This window comes from Pandoraea sp. B-6 (genome assembly GCF_000282835.1).
Lineage (GTDB): Bacteria > Pseudomonadota > Gammaproteobacteria > Burkholderiales > Burkholderiaceae > Pandoraea > Pandoraea cepalis.
On the sequence record NZ_KB290508.1, the window covers coordinates 41,857 to 56,797 of the forward strand.

Annotated in this window: 13 protein-coding genes and 1 pseudogene; 4 read left to right on the forward strand and 10 right to left on the reverse strand. The window is 65.7% G+C overall.

Features of this window, described 5'->3' with window-relative positions:
- Positions 1-28 precede the first annotated feature (28 nt).
- The 3 genes from A985_RS0108775 to A985_RS0108785 all read right to left on the reverse strand — a co-directional run bounded on the left by A985_RS0108775 (position 29) and on the right by A985_RS0108785 (position 3,243).
- Positions 29-787, reverse strand: coding sequence for a histidine phosphatase family protein (locus tag A985_RS0108775; protein ID WP_017233035.1), 759 nt, complete (start codon positions 785-787; stop codon positions 29-31).
- Positions 788-890: 103 nt separating this feature from the next.
- Positions 891-1,670 carry an oxepin-CoA hydrolase, alternative type gene (locus tag A985_RS0108780; protein ID WP_017233036.1) on the reverse strand — a complete coding sequence of 260 codons (780 nt, stop codon included), beginning with the start codon at positions 1,668-1,670 and terminating at the stop codon, positions 891-893.
- Positions 1,671-1,686: 16 nt separating this feature from the next.
- Entirely contained in the window at positions 1,687-3,243 is a 1,557-nt protein-coding gene (locus A985_RS0108785) for a 3-hydroxyacyl-CoA dehydrogenase (protein ID WP_017233037.1), read from the reverse strand.
- Between the two features lie 600 nt (positions 3,244-3,843).
- Here A985_RS0108785 and A985_RS0108790 point away from each other — a divergent pair.
- Entirely contained in the window at positions 3,844-4,500 is a 657-nt protein-coding gene (locus tag A985_RS0108790; RefSeq protein WP_017233038.1) for a glutathione S-transferase, read from the forward strand.
- A 108-nt stretch (positions 4,501-4,608) separates the two neighbouring features.
- Here A985_RS0108790 and A985_RS0108795 read toward each other — a convergent pair whose 3' ends face one another.
- Both A985_RS0108795 and A985_RS0108800 read right to left on the reverse strand, forming a co-directional pair.
- A complete protein-coding gene (locus tag A985_RS0108795) occupies positions 4,609-5,805 on the reverse strand; it encodes a pyridoxal phosphate-dependent aminotransferase (RefSeq protein ID WP_017233039.1) in 1,197 nt (398 codons plus the stop codon).
- Between the two features lie 139 nt (positions 5,806-5,944).
- A complete protein-coding gene (locus A985_RS0108800; RefSeq protein ID WP_017233040.1) occupies positions 5,945-6,457 on the reverse strand; it encodes a putative toxin-antitoxin system toxin component, PIN family in 513 nt (170 codons plus the stop codon).
- A gap of 47 nt (positions 6,458-6,504) precedes the next feature.
- Between A985_RS0108800 and yaaA the strand changes: the two genes are divergently transcribed.
- Both yaaA and A985_RS0108810 read left to right on the forward strand, forming a co-directional pair.
- Positions 6,505-7,284, forward strand: a complete 780-nt coding sequence (yaaA, locus tag A985_RS0108805) for a peroxide stress protein YaaA (protein WP_017233041.1) — start codon at positions 6,505-6,507, stop codon at positions 7,282-7,284.
- A 65-nt stretch (positions 7,285-7,349) separates the two neighbouring features.
- Positions 7,350-8,498, forward strand: a complete 1,149-nt coding sequence (locus A985_RS0108810) for a M14-type cytosolic carboxypeptidase (RefSeq protein WP_017233042.1) — start codon at positions 7,350-7,352, stop codon at positions 8,496-8,498.
- A gap of 44 nt (positions 8,499-8,542) precedes the next feature.
- Here A985_RS0108810 and A985_RS24760 read toward each other — a convergent pair whose 3' ends face one another.
- Complete coding sequence (locus A985_RS24760) at positions 8,543-9,205, reverse strand: BspC domain-containing protein (protein WP_017233043.1); 663 nt, start codon at positions 9,203-9,205, stop codon at positions 8,543-8,545.
- A 314-nt stretch (positions 9,206-9,519) separates the two neighbouring features.
- On the opposite strand from A985_RS24760, the gene A985_RS0108820 reads away from it, so the two are divergent.
- Positions 9,520-10,245, forward strand: a complete 726-nt coding sequence (locus A985_RS0108820; protein ID WP_039830100.1) for a tRNA (guanosine(46)-N(7))-methyltransferase TrmB — start codon at positions 9,520-9,522, stop codon at positions 10,243-10,245.
- 101 nt (positions 10,246-10,346) lie between these two features.
- Here the strand turns inward: A985_RS0108820 and A985_RS0108825 are convergent, their stop codons facing one another.
- From A985_RS0108825 to acnA, 4 genes and pseudogenes are all read right to left on the reverse strand, one after another.
- Positions 10,347-11,525: a DUF2863 family protein gene (locus tag A985_RS0108825; RefSeq protein ID WP_017233045.1), complete on the reverse strand. Its 1,179-nt coding sequence runs from the start codon at positions 11,523-11,525 to the stop codon at positions 10,347-10,349.
- 135 nt (positions 11,526-11,660) lie between these two features.
- Positions 11,661-12,224 carry a methylated-DNA--[protein]-cysteine S-methyltransferase gene (locus tag A985_RS0108830; RefSeq protein ID WP_017233046.1) on the reverse strand — a complete coding sequence of 188 codons (564 nt, stop codon included), beginning with the start codon at positions 12,222-12,224 and terminating at the stop codon, positions 11,661-11,663.
- Positions 12,221-13,708, reverse strand: coding sequence for a DNA-3-methyladenine glycosylase 2 family protein (locus A985_RS0108835; protein ID WP_039830104.1), 1,488 nt, complete (start codon positions 13,706-13,708; stop codon positions 12,221-12,223). Before A985_RS0108835 ends, A985_RS0108830 begins: the two co-directional genes overlap by 4 nt.
- Positions 13,709-13,914: 206 nt before the next feature.
- Positions 13,915-14,941 (reverse strand): annotated as a pseudogene (acnA, locus tag A985_RS29060) (aconitate hydratase); the annotation flags it as partial.

Genomic DNA, 14,941 nt, shown 5'->3' on the forward strand with positions numbered 1-14,941 from the left:
CTTCACGTCGTGCGATGGCCCGACGCGCTTATCCTCGCGCTCGCGTGCGCACAAACGACGCGAAGATCTTTTCCATGACGGTCAGCCGGTTATCGCGATGCAACAGTTGCGGCGGCGCAAAGTTCATCAGGCGCACGACCCAGTCTTCGGGCTCGTCGCCCACGTCGAGCGCGTTGATGCAGGCGGGGGTCTGAGCGAGCTGGCCCAGGAAGAGGCGTCCGAGCGGATGCATGGCATGCGAGAGAATCGCCCGATTCACGCCGCCGTGCAACACCAGTAGTACCGTATCCCACGACGTATCGGCGCGCAGCTCCGCCAGCGGCGGCACCACGCGGTCGAGCAACTCGCGCACCGACTCGCCGTTCATGAAGCGGGTGCTCTCGGGCACGAGGCCGTCGAACGCGCCGAGAAACGCCTGCGCGATCTCGCCCGGCGGCAGGTCGGCAATGTTGCCGGCGCGAATTTCCCGCCAGCACGTCCACGTCTCGATGTCGATCTGTTGTCCGGTCTCGGCCAGCACGCGCTCGGCCGTCTCGCGGGTGCGCGGCAGGCCGCTCACGATCACGCGATCGAAGCGGATGTTCTCGGCGGCAAAGGCGCGTCCGGCGGCGCTGGCTTGCGAGCGCCCCAGCTCGTTGAGTGCGACCGCGTCGGCGTCGATAGGCTTGCCGCTGTCGTCGAAGTACGTGACGTCGCCATGACGCATCAGATAGATGCGGCGGCGCTGTGGTGGCGTGAATACCAAGGGACCGGCGGCGGAGCCGGATTGGCCGAGTGAGTCGCGCATGCGGTAACTCTCCTGAGAGGGGCGCCGGCAGTCTAACGGGGCGCTGCGGCAAGGCATTGACCGACCGCGCGTGTCCAAAGTTCGTGCGCGGTCGGTCAAGCCATCAGGCGTATTTTGCCGGACGTTTCTCAAGGAAGGCACTGATTCCTTCCAGACCGTCAGCATGGTGAAGCGATGCGACGAAACTATCGCGCTCGGCGCCCAACTGCGAGGTGAGCGTCTCGCTGGCACCGCTTTCGATGAGCGACTTGATCCGGCCGACGGCGTTCGGCGAGAGCTGCGCGAGATCGGTCGCCCAGTTCAGCGCCTCGGCCCGGGCTTGTCCCGGCGCGACCACGCGGTTGACGAGACCGGCCGCGGCCAGGCGCGCCGCCGCGACCGGCTTGCCTTCGAGCAGGATCTCGGTGGCGAGCGGGCGGGGCAGGGCTTGCGAGAGGAACCATGAGCCGCCGCCATCGGGCGTGAGGCCGACCTTGACGTAGGCCATCACGAACTTGGCGTTGTCGGCCGCGACGAGCAGGTCGCACGCGAGCGCGAGCGAGAAGCCCGCCCCGGCGGCGGCGCCCTCGACGGCCGCGATGACCGGCTTCGGACACGCACGCAGCGCTTCGATCCATTCAGCGAGCGCGTCGATGCTTGCCGCCTGTACCGATGGGTCCTTCTGACGATTCTCCAGCAGCCGGTTCAGGTTGCCGCCCGCGCAAAAGAAGTTGTCGGCGCCGGTGAGCACCACGGCGCGCACGGACGGGTCGCGCTCGGCCGTGGTCAGCGCTTCGACCCCGGCGGCGTACATGTCGGGGTGCAGCGCATTGCGCGCCCCCGGGTTCGACAGCGTCAGCACCAGCGTGTGGTCAACGCGTTCGGCAAGCAGTTCGGCGCTCATGGGGCGAGTCTCCAGATCACTGTTCTTCGGTCAGCAGCGACACGCCCAGTTGCGCGCGGCGCGTGAGCCACGGCGACGGACGATAGCGCTGATCGCCATAGAACGATTGCAGATTGCGCAGCACGGTGAGCAGTTGGCGAGCGCCGACGGCATCGCCGAGTGCGAGCGGCCCTTTGGCGTAGCCCAGGCCCAGCGTCACGGCGCGATCGATGTCGCCGGGTGCTGCGATGCGTTGCTGCGCGATGTCGGCGCCGATGTTCACGATGGTGGCGATCACGCGCTGGGCGACAAAGCCCGCCGAGTCGCGAATCACCGTCACGGGTGTGCCGCCGTGCGCAAACAGGGCGTGTGCGGCGTTGCGTGCTTCGGGCGTCGTGATCGGCGTGGTCATCAGCGTGTGGCGCTTCGCGCCGGCGAGCGGCAGCAGCGTGTCGACGGCCACCGTGCGCGCCGCGTCGAGTCCCTGTTCGACGGCGCAGGTCGTGGCGTCGAGGCCGAGCGGCGTGACAACGATCAGCGCCGTTGCTGACGGCTTGTCGCCGCTTTCGAGGGGCACGCCCGTCGCGCCGAGCAGTTCGACCACGGCCGCGAAGCCGCGCGTATCGGCGCGGCTCACCCAGACGCTGGCGGGCAGGGTGTCGGGCGCCGGGGCTTCAGGCGGCACCTGCTGTTTGCCGTCGACATAGCGATAGAAGCCTTCGCCGACCTTGCGGCCCAGCAGGCCGCCCGCGAAGCGTACGGCCGTGATCGGCGACGGACGGAAGCGGGCTTCTTCGTAGAACTGGTGGTAGATCGATTCCATCACCGGGTGCGAGACGTCGAGTGCCGTGAGATCGAGCAGTTCGAACGTGCCAAGACGAAAGCCGGCCTGCTCGCGCAGGATACGGTCGATGTCAGCAAAACTCGCCACACCTTCGCTCGCCACGCGCAGGCCTTCGGTGTTCATCCCGCGCCCGGCGTGGTTGACGATGAAGCCCGGCATGTCCTTGCAGCGCACGGCCGTGTGCCCCATGCGCTGACCCAGCGCGAGCAGCGCATCGCCGACCTCGGGGGCGGTACGCAGGCCGTCGATCACCTCCACCACCTTCATGAGCGGCACCGGGTTGAAGAAGTGGTAGCCGGCCACGCGCTCTGGACGCTCGCACGCGGCGGCGATCGCCGTGATTGATAGCGACGACGTGTTCGACGCGAGAATCGCGTCTGCCGCAACGATGCCCTCCAGCGAGCGGAACAGATCGCGCTTGACGTCGAGTTTTTCGATAATGGCTTCGACCACGAGCTGGCAATCGGCCAGATCCTCAAGGACGCCGCATGCCTGCAGACGGCCCATCGTCGCCTCGACACTCGACGCTTCGATCTTGCCCTTCGCGGCGAGCTTGTCCAGCGTGTCGCGCAGGGTGCCCAGTGCGGCTTGCACGGCGCTGGCGTTGGTGTCGTAAAGTTTCACGCGCAGGCCAGCCTGCGCGGCGATCTGGGCGATGCCACGGCCCATGGCACCGGCGCCGACGATGCCCAGCACGTCGATAGTCTTGCCGGGGGCGTTCGCGCAGGCCTGGGAGGAGGATGCAGTCATTCGGAGTGTCTCGAAATGGGGGTCGATGGTCGTCGATCGGAGTCGCGCGGTGGGCGCGCCCGGCGCTGGCACGGAGGGGATGCAACATTCTATCGTCCGACCGGTCGGTCTGGAAATGAATTTCCTGATGACTCGCCGAGCAATGCAAACCGGTGCCCATCACGCGTTGGCGCTATTGTCGCCGATCTTGCGGCGGCTGCCAGCGCTTGTTCCGCTGGGCGGTCGGCCGGGGGCGTAGTCCATCGGACCGTTCGTGGACCTGCCGTTGGGCCGGGAGGCAGATTTCGGGACATCTTCCCGTGTGCGCGTCTCACGACCGATCGTGCGATGCCGTTACACTGCGGGTGGCCGCCAGTCGCGTCGGTTGCACACATCGCCAAGGTTGACCCCGTGGCGCTCGCTGCATGACGCAGTGAGCGTGTGGATCGACAACGATGCCGCAACCATCGCACCACCGTCGCACCACCGTCGCGCGATCGGCCGACAACGACGCGCTACCGCTCCATCGGCGGCAGCGCACCAGGGACGCATCATGACACTGCGCACGCGCCGCTGCCTCGACGACAACCGAGGCGCTAGCCGTGACGCATCGGAGACATCATGTTGAAGCTGTACGGTTTTCCCATCAGCAACTATTACAACAAGGTCAAGGTAGTACTGTACGAGAAGGGCTTGGCATTCGAGGAGTCGGAGTCGATTCCCTGCCAGGATGAGTCGCTGCTGCAATGCTCGCCGCTCGGCAAGGTGCCGTATCTGGAGACGGAACAAGGGTTCCTGTCCGAGTCACAGGTGATCTGCGATTTCCTCGAAGCGACGCATCCGTCGCCCGCGCTTTTCTCGAAAGACCCGTGGCGGCAGGCGAAGGAGCGCGAACTGCTCACGATGGTGGAGTTGCACCTGGAGCTGGTTGTGCGCGACATCTACGGGCAGGCGTTCTTTGGCGCGACGGCCTCGGATGGCACGCGTCAACGCACCGAGAAGCTGCTGCGCCGGAACATCGTGGCGTTCAAGCGGCTGGCGAAGTTTGCGCCTTACCTTGCCGGCGATAGCTTCTCGATGGCCGACGTCGCCGCGGGCATCCATCTGCCGATCTTGGGGATGGCCACACAAGCGGTGTATGGGGAGGATTTCCTGCAAGCGGCCGGCATCGACTGGAAGGCGTATGGCAAGGGGCTCGCCGAACGCGAATCGTTCCAGCGCATGCGCGCTGAGCAGAAGGCGTACCAGCAGGCCCAGCAGGCGAAGAAGGCGGGGTAATTCCGACGCGCCTGCCACCGCCGCGCATCACGCGCCGAGGCAAAAGCGAAAGGGCCGCGATTGGAAAAAGATCGCGGCCCTTTTTGCGTCTTGCTGAAGCGGTTCGCGTCAGATCTTTGCGAGTCGTGCCAGCGCCTCGCGCAGCGTGTCGTCCCGCTTGGCGAAGCAGAAGCGCACCACACCGGATTCATGCGGCTCATGATAGAACGCCGAGACGGGAATGGCCGCCACGCCGATCTCGCCGGTCAGCCACAGCGCGAAGTCGGCTTCGCTCATGTCGCTGATCGCGCTGTAATCCACGCACTGGAAGTAAGTGCCTTCACACGGCAGCAACTTGAAGCGCGTGCCCGCAAGCCCCTCGCGGAACAGGTCGCGCTTCTTCTGGTAGAAGCCTGCGAGTTCGAGGTACGGGGCGGGATCGCGCATGTAGTCGGCCAGACCGACCTGCATTGGCGTGTTGACCGTGAACACGTTGAACTGATGCACCTTGCGGAATTCGGCCGAGAGTGACGCCGGCGCCGCCACGAATCCGACCTTCCAGCCCGTCACGTGATATGTCTTGCCGAAGCTCGACACGATGAAGCTGCGGCGCGCGAGTTCGGGATGGCGCGCCACACTCTCGTGCCGCTTGCCGTCGTACACCATGTGTTCGTAGACCTCGTCGGAGATCAGCAGGATGTCGGTGCCGGCCACGATCTCGGCGAGCTTCGCGAGATCCTGCTCGTGCCACACGGTGCCGCTGGGATTGTGCGGCGTGTTGAACAGGATGAGACGCGTGCGCGGCGTGATCGCCGCCGCCAGCTTGTCGAACGGAATGCGGAACTCGGGCGCGTCGAGCGTGATGAACACAGGCTTGCCACCGGCCAGCTCGATCGAGGGGACGTAACTGTCATACGTCGGCTCGAACACGATCACCTCGTCGCCCGGATGCACGCACGCGAGAATGGCCGTGAGCAGGGCCTGCGTGGCACCGGCCGTCACCGTGATTTCAGTGTTCCAGTCGTAAGGCTGCCCGTAAAGCCGGCCGATCTTGTCGGCGATCGCCTGGCGCAATGCCGGCACGCCGGCCATCGGCGGGTACTGGTTATGGCCGTCGCGCATCGCGCGCGAGACGGCATCGACGATCTTCGGATCGCACGCGAAATCGGGGAAGCCCTGCCCGAGGTTCACCGCCTGCTTCTCGGCGGCGAGCGCCGACATCACGGTGAAAATGGTGGTGCCGACGTTCGGCAGACGTGACGCAAGCGGCGGGGCGACCAACGCCTGAGCGGCGGGCGCGACAGATGCGGTGTGGGGCGCGTTCATGTAGGCAGTGGACGATGCAGTGATCAGGCCGCCATTCTACCGCCGCTGCGCCCGGCCTGCGGGCGATGCCGGAGGTTGGGTTGCGTTTTCGGACATGCCGCGGCCATGCGTTCGCCGATTCCGATCGGACTTTCGGACATTACCCGTTCGCGTTGAGCAGCGACGCGAACGCGCTCGCCGTCACGATGCGAAAGCCGAACTGGCGTGCCACCCGGCTGCGCAGCTTAAGCACCGCTTTGTCCTTGCTGACGAGCCAGTGTGCATGACCGTCGCGTGCGGCCTCGAGGAATTTCTGATCGTCGCGGTCGCGGCACAACGGCAGCGGGGCGCCCGGCGCGGCGTCTTCCGGCACGACGATGCGATGCGTGTTGGCGTCGACCCAGGCGAGCGCGGCGTCGTTGTCGATTTCGCGCGACGCGAATTGCGGGTAAGTAAGCACCACGGCGAGTTCGTCACGACAGCGCGACGCCATGAGCGCCGTGAGGCGACGCTCGACGAGGGCATCGCGGACCGGACGCACAATGGGGTCGTCGAAGACGAGCAAGTCGATCCAGACATTGGTGTCGAGCACCACGCGCGGTGGTGTGGCGAGCGTATCGAGATGGTCGGCGAAGGCCCGTTCGGCGGGCGTGGCAACAGCGTTCTGAAGCATTGGATAGAATGTGGGTTTCTCGTTTTCGCAGGGACGCTGCACCCGATATGATAATTGTTCTCTCGCCGGCCAAATCACTCGACTACGAAACGCCGCCGCACGTGAGCACGCACACCGTGCCACAGTTCGTCGACGACGCGGCCGAACTGATCGACGGTCTGCGCGAACTGAGTCCGGCACAGGTGGGCTCGCTCATGAGCATTTCCGATCAACTTGCCGCGCTCAACGTTACCCGCTACGCCGACTGGAACGCCCGCTTCGACACGAGCAATGCGAAGCAGGCCGTGCTTGCCTTCAACGGCGACGTCTACGAGGGCCTCGCGGCCCGCACCCTGAGCGCCACGCAGCTCGACTTCGCCCAGAAACATCTGCGCATTCTGTCCGGCCTGTACGGCGTGCTGCGCCCGCTCGATCTGCTGCAGCCCTATCGTCTGGAGATGGGCACGCGCTTTGCCAATAAGCGCGGGCGTGATCTGTACGCGTTCTGGGGCGAGCGTGTGACGCAGACGATCAACGCGTCGCTCGCGGAGCACGCCGAGACGCGTCGCGTGCTCGTGAACCTGGCGTCCGAAGAGTATTTCAAGGTCATCAAGCGCCGTCTGGTGGCCGCGCCGGTGATCACGCCGGTGTTCGAGGACTGGAAGAGCGGCAAGTACAAGATCATCAGCTTCTATGCCAAGCGCGCGCGCGGTCTGATGGCGCGTTACGCCATCGAGCGCGGCGTGACCGACGTGCAGCAGCTCAAGGCCTTCGACAGCGAAGGCTACGCATTCGACGACACGGTCTCGAACGACGCGCTCTGGGTCTTCCGCCGTCGCGTGGCCTGACGTTCGTGAGCCTTCGACCCTGGGCAAGTGCCCGGGGTTTTTGATTTCCGCCAGCGAGACAAGTCATGACTGTCCAGATCAGCAGCAAGTTCGATAGCGGCGCCATCGAGGTGGTGAGTGCCGAGCGTGCCGACGACATTCACGTCCGCATTGCCCGGGACGGTGCCGCAGAATTTGCGCAGTGGTTCCATTTCCGTGTGCAGGGGGTGGGCGGTACGCCGTGCCGGATCATGTTCGATAACGCGGCGCAAACGTCGTATCCGCGCGGCTGGGAGAACTACCGCGCGGTGGCGTCGTACGATCGCGTGAACTGGTTTCGCGTGCCGACCTCGTACGACGCGAAGGTCATGACGGTGTCGTTCACGCCGGCGCACGACAGCGTGTATCTCGCGTATTTCGAGCCGTATGCCGAGGAGCGTCACCTGGCACTGCTCGGCACGGCGCAGAACTCGCAGAGGGTGAGTTCGCGCTCGTTGGGGCAGACCGTCGACGGGCGGGATATGACCTTGCTCACCGTGGGTGAACCGCGCGCGGGCAAGCGCAATCTCTGGGTGATCGCGCGTCAGCATCCCGGCGAAACGATGGCGGAGTGGTTCGTGGAAGGACTGTTGCGCCGCCTGCTCGGGGCGGGCGACTGGGCGGGCGATCCGCTCGCCACGGCGGTGCTCGACGAAGCGGTGCTGCATATCGTGCCGAACATGAATCCGGACGGCTCGGCGCGCGGCCATCTGCGTACCAATGCGGTGGGCGCGAATCTCAATCGCGAGTGGCTGGCGCCGGACCCGATGCGCAGCCCCGAGGTGTATCACGTGCGCGCAGCCATCGAGACGCTCGGCTGCGACATGTTCTTCGATATTCACGGCGACGAGGCGCTGCCCTACGTATTCCTGGCGGGCAACGACGGCGTGGAGTGGGCGACCGACGAGACACTCGCGCGCGAGAAGGCGTTCGGCGAGCGCCTGAAGGCGGCGAGCCTCGATTTCCAGGACAAGTTCGGCTATCCGCCGGGCAAACACGGGCCGGACTCGCTCAAGCTCGCGTCGAAGTGGGTCGCCCATCGCTTCGGCTGCCTGTCGCTCACGCTCGAAATGCCGTTCAAGGACAACGCGAACCGTCCCGATCCGCACGTCGGGTGGAGCGGCGCGCGAAGCGCCGCGTTGGGCGCGTCGATGCTTGCCGCGATCTGGGCACAGATGCAGGCCGATAACGCGTGAGAGGGGACGGACGGTCAGCGCGAGCGCTGGCCGTCACCCGGCGCTCAGTGCGATTTCTTTTTCGTCGCGGTCTTCTTGGTGTTGCTCGACTTTGCCGACGACTTGCCGCGCGACGCCTTGGACGAGGCGCCATGCCTGCCCGATTTCGCGGCCGCGTGCTTCACCTTGCCGTGTGTGCTGCCGCGTTTGGCGCGCTTCACCGGCTGTTCGACCTGTGATAGCGGCGACGTATAGTTGAAGCCCATCATGCGACCGTCGGCGTAGCCGCAGCGAATATGGATGTTGTCCGTCTGGCCGCTGGTGCGCTTGCCGATGCCGTCGAGTTCGACCATCTGCGTGACGTCCACACGTTGCTTGTGCTCGTCAAATGGCCCTGACCACGGCAAGACCTTGGCGTGCTCCGAATCGAGCGCGTTGTCGGCATACTCGACGCTCTCGTATCCGGGCAGCGTGGCAACGACGAAACTCGCGTGCGCGGCGCAATCGGCCACCAGCGGATCGGCGTGACGCGTGTTGACGAACTGCTCGACCAGCGCGCGATGTTGTTCGAGGGTGAAGGCCTGTGCCGGGGCCGCCACGGCGCACAGGCAGAGCGGAACAGCGACGGACACGACGGATGCGATGGGTGCTGCCTGTGCGGCTGCGACGACCTGTCGCGCGGCGCGCATTACGACGCCGGCGGCGCGTTGAAAAAATCGATTCGACATTGCTTGAAGTATTCTCGGGGGCGCTAAGGCATTGCAGAGCAATGCGGGCATGCGACGACCCATCGTAGGCGTCTTCGGCACGCGCCGCTCGCGAAGAGGCTTGACCGCATTATGATAGACAACGGCAAAGCGGCTCCCATCTTAACCGAAAAAAAGTCGCCGACGCCCGCCGGGCAAGTCCTCAGACGTAACAGGACTGAGCGCGAAAGTTACAGAGCGCTACAATGCGGGCCTGACCGACGCGTCGCCGCGCAGAAAACCTCGTGCATGCGGCAGGCACGCCTTTCGTTCGCCCCGCGTTTCTTCATTTCAGCATGTTCGCAAATTCACGCACCGTGGCCAGTGCTCAAACCGGCCCGCACGACAGACTGGCGGCGCTCGTCAGTCGTCATCGCGACGCGGTCTTTCGCAAGCCGCTCGCCGCCTACAGCGCGGGGGCATTCGAGGCCGCCATCGTCGCGTGGCGCAGCGCCGGCGCCGCACCGCTGATCATCGATGCGGGATGCGGTGTCGGCGAAAGCACGTTGCGCCTGGCCACGCAGTTTCCCGATCACTTCGTCATTGGCATCGATCAATCGGAGAGCCGCATCGTGCGCGGCAAGGATTGGTGGGGCGGTGCGTGGCCCGAGAACTTCGTATGGGTGCGGGCCGATCTGGTCGACTTCTGGCGGCAACTGTTCGAGGCCGGCATTCGCCCGGCACGTCATTACCTTCTCTATCCGAACCCGTGGCCGAAGATCGGCCAACTCGCCCGACGCTGGCATGCGCACGCGGTGTTCCCCACGGTGGTGGCGCTCGGCGGCGTGCTGGAGTGCCGCAGCAACTGGGATCTCTACATCGAGGAAATGGCGTTGGCCGTCGAGTGGCTCTGCGGTGTGCGGCCGGTCGTCGAGGTCTGGGCGCCTGAGGGGGGCGTCATCCCGATGACGCCGTTCGAGCGCAAGTATCTTGCATCGGGACATGGGCTGCATCGATGTGTCGTGACGTTGCCGTCGTCGTTGCCATCGCCATTGCCATTGCCATCGGCACCGGGTGATTAGGCGGAGCACGCCGAACGCGTCGCCCAAATAAAATGGCCGTGCGCTGATCACGCACGGCCATTGTCTTGCTGTCGTCGCGCGTCGCTTCGACGCGCGGCCGATCAGTGGAAATGCGGACGGCTCGGTTCGGCGTCCTCCGGCATTTCCGCATGCACGATTTCGCCCACCGGATCCGGATACAGTGGCACGCCGCAATCGTCGCAATACTCAGGATCGAAGCGCCCAGGGTGCTTGCGAATCTCGGTCACACCGCAGGCCTTGAGCAGATCGGCGACTTCCTCGAGCGCGCCGCCTTCGATCTCGCCATTCTCGCGACCGTACAGCGGCCACACGACCCCATAGATGACGTCGTTGCTGCCCCGCTGCGTGAAGCCGATGCGGTACTCGTCAATGTTCTGCTCGCCGAAGCCCGCCACCACGGCGCGCAGCTCGGCCGGCGTGAGGGTGAGCACGTCTTCGAGATAGCGCAGCGCCGTGCGGATCGTGTGGGGCCGGATGCGCTCGTCGGCTTCGCGGCAGCTCGCGTAATAGGCGTCGGGCAGCAGGCACTCGATTTCGCAGCCAGGCAGCAGCGCATTGAGGTTAGGGCCGCCCTGCGTCGACCATGCCTCCTGGCATTGACCGCGTTCGGCGTGGCGCGCCCCTTCTTCCTGCCAACGGAACATCGGCGCGCCCTTGGGTACGCTGACGGCCGCCAGCAGGAAGCGCGGGTCGGCGAGAATCGGGGCCGTTTCCGGCAGGTCGCTGCCGGGTTGTTTGACTTCGGTGTTCTCGACCGCCGCGCGTACCAATTGCTGCGTGACCTTCCACGACTCGCAGTGCGTGCGCGGCAGTTGGTCGATGCTGTAGAGATACGGCGAAATGGTCACGCGCGCCGGTTCGGCCAGCACGTGAGCGTGCAGGTGCGCGCGAACGGGCATGAGCGCATCGGCTTTCACCGGCCCCGAGGGAATCGCGTAACGGGTCCAGGCGAGGATAGGGATGGCGACGAGCAGACCGTCCCACACCTGACCTTCGGCTTCCGGTTCGGCGGATTCGCTTTGCGACTCGATCAGATCGGCGAGCGCGCCATAGGCCTCGCTGTGGTTGGCCTGAAGGTGGTCAAGGGCGGCGTCGATGGCCGGTTGGTTACCGGTGCGCAGCACGCGCGTGAGCAACGTGTCGAGCTGGGCTTCCCAGAAGCGGTCTTCGATACGGCTGCCGGAGGCAGCGAGCGCGAGCGCGTGGCCGACCAGCTTTTCAGCGTCGGGCGTCAGTCGTTTGGCGGTGCGTGAGCGCATAGTCGTGCAAAGCAGAAATACATGGACTCACGATTGTACGGCATGCGTGAACGCGATTGATGGGACGCGCGCACCGATTGCATCGTGCCGGCCCTGAAAATGACGACATGGCGCGGCCTTGCCGCCCCGGGGCCGTCAGAAATCGAACGCGAGATTGGCGGGCGCCGAGAGTCGGGTTCGACGCGTGGCCGCCAGCGTGGCACCTGTTACCGGGGCGAGCGCGGCCCCTTCCAGCGAGAGCAAGGCGAGCTTGCGCTCGACGCCGCTGGCGTAGCCGGTGAGGGTGCCGTCTGCGCCGATCACGCGGTGGCAGGGCACGATGATCGCGATCGGATTTCGACCGTTCGCGGCACCGACCGCGCGCGATTTGTTGAGGTCGCCCAACGCGTGCGCGAGGTCGCCGTAGCTGCGTGTCTCGCCGAACGGAATGCGTTGCAGTTCGGCCCAGACGCCTTGCTGAAACGGCGTGCCCTGCGCCGCCAGCGCCAGATCGAAGGTGCGTCGTCCTTCGTGAAAATACTCGTCGAGCTGGCGCTTCGCGTCACGCAGGACCGCGACGTCGGCGCCATCGCGGCGCGTGTCGCCCGCTGGCGGAAAATACTTCTGATGCGAGAAATACACGCCGGTGAGGGCGTCGCCGTTGGCGACGAGCAGCATGTCGCCCAGCGGGCTGTCGTAATAGGTCTCGTAGTGGGTCATGCGCTCACCTCCTGCAAAGTCTCGACCGGCTGGCCTGCCGGTCCCTGTGCTGCCGCGCGCCAGACGTGCAGCGCGGCATACGCCCGCCATGGCGCCCATTGTGCCGCCCGCGCGGCGACGGCGCGCCCATCGGCCGCGCCGAGCGCCTGACGCAGTACCAGATCGTCGACGGGCATCGCATCGGGCGAGCCGAGCGCGCGCATTGCGATGTACTGCGCCGTCCAGGGGCCAATGCCCTTGATCGCGAGCAGACCGTCGAGCGTGGCGTCCAGCGGTACCAGGGGATCCAGCCGCAGGCGGCCGTTGACCATCGCTTGCGCGACCCCGTGAATGGCGGCGATGCGACTTCGAATGATACCGGCCTCGCCGAGGGCGTCGGGGGCGACGGCGAGGAGCTGCGCGGCACTTGGAAACGTGTGTGTCAGACCGTGCGCGGGGGCGGGGAGTGGCGTGCCGAAGCGTTGTGCGAGCCGGCCGAGCAAGCGTCGAGCACCTTTGACGGTGATCTGCTGGCCGACGATGGCGCGCACGGCGATCTCGAAACCATCGACCGCGCCCGGGACGCGCAGGCCGGGCGTCGCCGCGGCGAGTGGGCCGAGGTGCGCGTCGATCACGTCTGGACGCGCGCCGAGATCGAACAAATGTCGAAGCTTGGCCAGCACCTGCGGCACGCTGCCGGCCAGCGTGGGCGGCAATGTCACCTGAAGCGCGTGGCGATCCGGCAGCGGGGTGACACGACACCAGCCTGTGATCGTCTGCCCGTCGGGCTGTTCAAGGCTCAGCGTGCGGGTGTAGACGTCGTCATCTCGCCGCTCGACCCCTTCGATTGCGCGGTCGCCGAGAAAGTCGAGCAGGGCGTGCCAGGCGAAGGGGGGGCGATACGCTAGCTGGAACACAAGATCGCTGTCGGGCAGGGCATCGTGGCGGGCGTTCAGGCGGAGCCGGCCGGGGGCGAAGCCGTAGCGGGTCTTGAAGAGTCCGTTGAAGCGCCGAACGCTGCCGAAGCCGGCGGCGAGGGCGACGTCGGTCACGGGCATGGCCGTATCGGTGAGCAGGCGCTTGGCCAGCAGAAGTCGTTGCGTCTGCGCGTATTCGACTGGGGAGACGCCGAATTCGCCCGCAAAGATGCGGCGCAGATGGCGTTCCGTGATGCCGATTCGGGCCGCGAGGGCGGGGAGGCTGGCGTGATTGAGGAAGCCTTCGTCGATCATGGCGGCTGCGGCGTCGGCGAGTTCGCGGGTGGCGTCGAAACGCGCGAGGCCAGGCGCGAGTTCGGGACGGCATTTCAGGCACGGACGAAAGCCAGCCTTCTCTGCGGCGGCGGCGCTGCCATGGAACGAGCAATTTTCAAAGCGGGGTGTGCGCACGTTGCACACCGGCCGGCAGTAGATACCGGTCGACGACACGCCGACGAAGAACCAGCCGTCGAAGCGCCGATCGCGGGCGCTGACGGCCTTGTAACAGACTTCGGGGTCGAGGTTCATGGACATGGGGCGGCGTGGGTCCGGCGGCAAGAGGGCAGAGACTATGCCCGCCACTCTACGCGCGAGGCGCATGAGGCGCTAGTCATTTTCGGACATGACAGCGACACATTCTCCCAACAAGACAAAACCCGGCACAAGGCCGGGTTTTGCAGTCTGCCGCGCAACGAATCGTCACCCGGCAGCGTGGGTCATGACAGCGTGGCTGATCAGGCAGCGGCCAACAACTGACGCAGCACGAACGGCAGAATGCCGCCGTGCTTGTAGTAATCCACTTCGATCGGCGTGTCGATACGCAGCAGGACTTGCACCTTTTGCGTGTCGCCGTTCTTGCGGTGGATCACCAGCGTGACGTCCTGTTGCGGCTTGATATCGGCCGACAGACCTTCGATGTCGTACGTTTCTTCGCCCGTGATGCCCAGCGACTGGGCGCTGTCCGACCCCTTGAACTGCAGAGGCAGCACACCCATGCCGACCAGGTTCGAGCGGTGGATACGCTCGAACGAGCGCGCGATGACCGCCTTCACACCCAGCAGTTGCGTGCCCTTGGCCGCCCAGTCACGCGACGAACCCGTACCGTACTCTTCGCCACCGAACACCACCGTCGGGGTGCTCTCGCCGACATACTTCATCGCAGCGTCGTAGATCGACAACTGTTCGCCGCTCGGCTGGTGAATCGTCAGGCCGCCTTCCACGCGCGAGCCGTCGGCCTGCACCGGGATCATCAGGTTCTTGATGCGCACGTTGGCGAACGTGCCGCGCATCATCACTTCGTGGTTACCACGACGCGAGCCGTAGCTGTTGAAATCGGCCTTGAGCACGCCGTTTTCGAGCAGCCACTTGCCTGCTGGCGAACTTTCCTTGATGGAGCCGGCCGGGCTGATGTGGTCGGTCGTGACCGAGTCGCCGAACACGCCCAGCGCGCGCGCGCCATGGATCGGCTTGATGTCGGCGTTCGGCTCCATCGTGAAGCCTTCGAAGAACGGCGGCTCGGCGATGTACGTCGAACCCGGCCAATCGTAGACCTGGCCCTTCGAACCCTTGACCTTGGCCCACAGCGGGCTCGGATCCTTCACCGTGTCGTAGTTCGCCTTGAAGGTCTTCGCGTTCATCGCGAACTTCATCAGCTTTTGGACTTCTTCGCTGGTCGGCCAAATGTCGCCCAGGAAGATCTCCTTTCCGCCACGGCCCTTGCCGACCGGCTCGGGCATCAGGGCGCGCGTGACGTTGCCGGCG

Bases quoted from the DNA above. Each gene is read 5' to 3' on its own strand.
- A985_RS0108775 (WP_017233035.1), bottom strand. From the start codon at position 787: ATGCGCGACTCACTCGGCCAATCCGGCTCCGCCGCCGGTCCCTTGGTA.
- A985_RS0108780 (WP_017233036.1), bottom strand. From the start codon at position 1,670: ATGAGCGCCGAACTGCTTGCCGAACGCGTTGACCACACGCTGGTGCTG.
- A985_RS0108785 (WP_017233037.1), bottom strand. From the start codon at position 3,243: ATGACTGCATCCTCCTCCCAGGCCTGCGCGAACGCCCCCGGCAAGACT.
- A985_RS0108790 (WP_017233038.1), top strand. From the start codon at position 3,844: ATGTTGAAGCTGTACGGTTTTCCCATCAGCAACTATTACAACAAGGTC.
- A985_RS0108795 (WP_017233039.1), bottom strand. From the start codon at position 5,805: ATGAACGCGCCCCACACCGCATCTGTCGCGCCCGCCGCTCAGGCGTTG.
- A985_RS0108800 (WP_017233040.1), bottom strand. From the start codon at position 6,457: ATGCTTCAGAACGCTGTTGCCACGCCCGCCGAACGGGCCTTCGCCGAC.
- yaaA (WP_017233041.1), top strand. From the start codon at position 6,505: ATGATAATTGTTCTCTCGCCGGCCAAATCACTCGACTACGAAACGCCG.
- A985_RS0108810 (WP_017233042.1), top strand. From the start codon at position 7,350: ATGACTGTCCAGATCAGCAGCAAGTTCGATAGCGGCGCCATCGAGGTG.
- A985_RS24760 (WP_017233043.1), bottom strand. From the start codon at position 9,205: ATGTCGAATCGATTTTTTCAACGCGCCGCCGGCGTCGTAATGCGCGCC.
- A985_RS0108820 (WP_039830100.1), top strand. From the start codon at position 9,520: ATGTTCGCAAATTCACGCACCGTGGCCAGTGCTCAAACCGGCCCGCAC.
- A985_RS0108825 (WP_017233045.1), bottom strand. From the start codon at position 11,525: ATGCGCTCACGCACCGCCAAACGACTGACGCCCGACGCTGAAAAGCTG.
- A985_RS0108830 (WP_017233046.1), bottom strand. From the start codon at position 12,224: ATGACCCACTACGAGACCTATTACGACAGCCCGCTGGGCGACATGCTG.
- A985_RS0108835 (WP_039830104.1), bottom strand. From the start codon at position 13,708: ATGAACCTCGACCCCGAAGTCTGTTACAAGGCCGTCAGCGCCCGCGAT.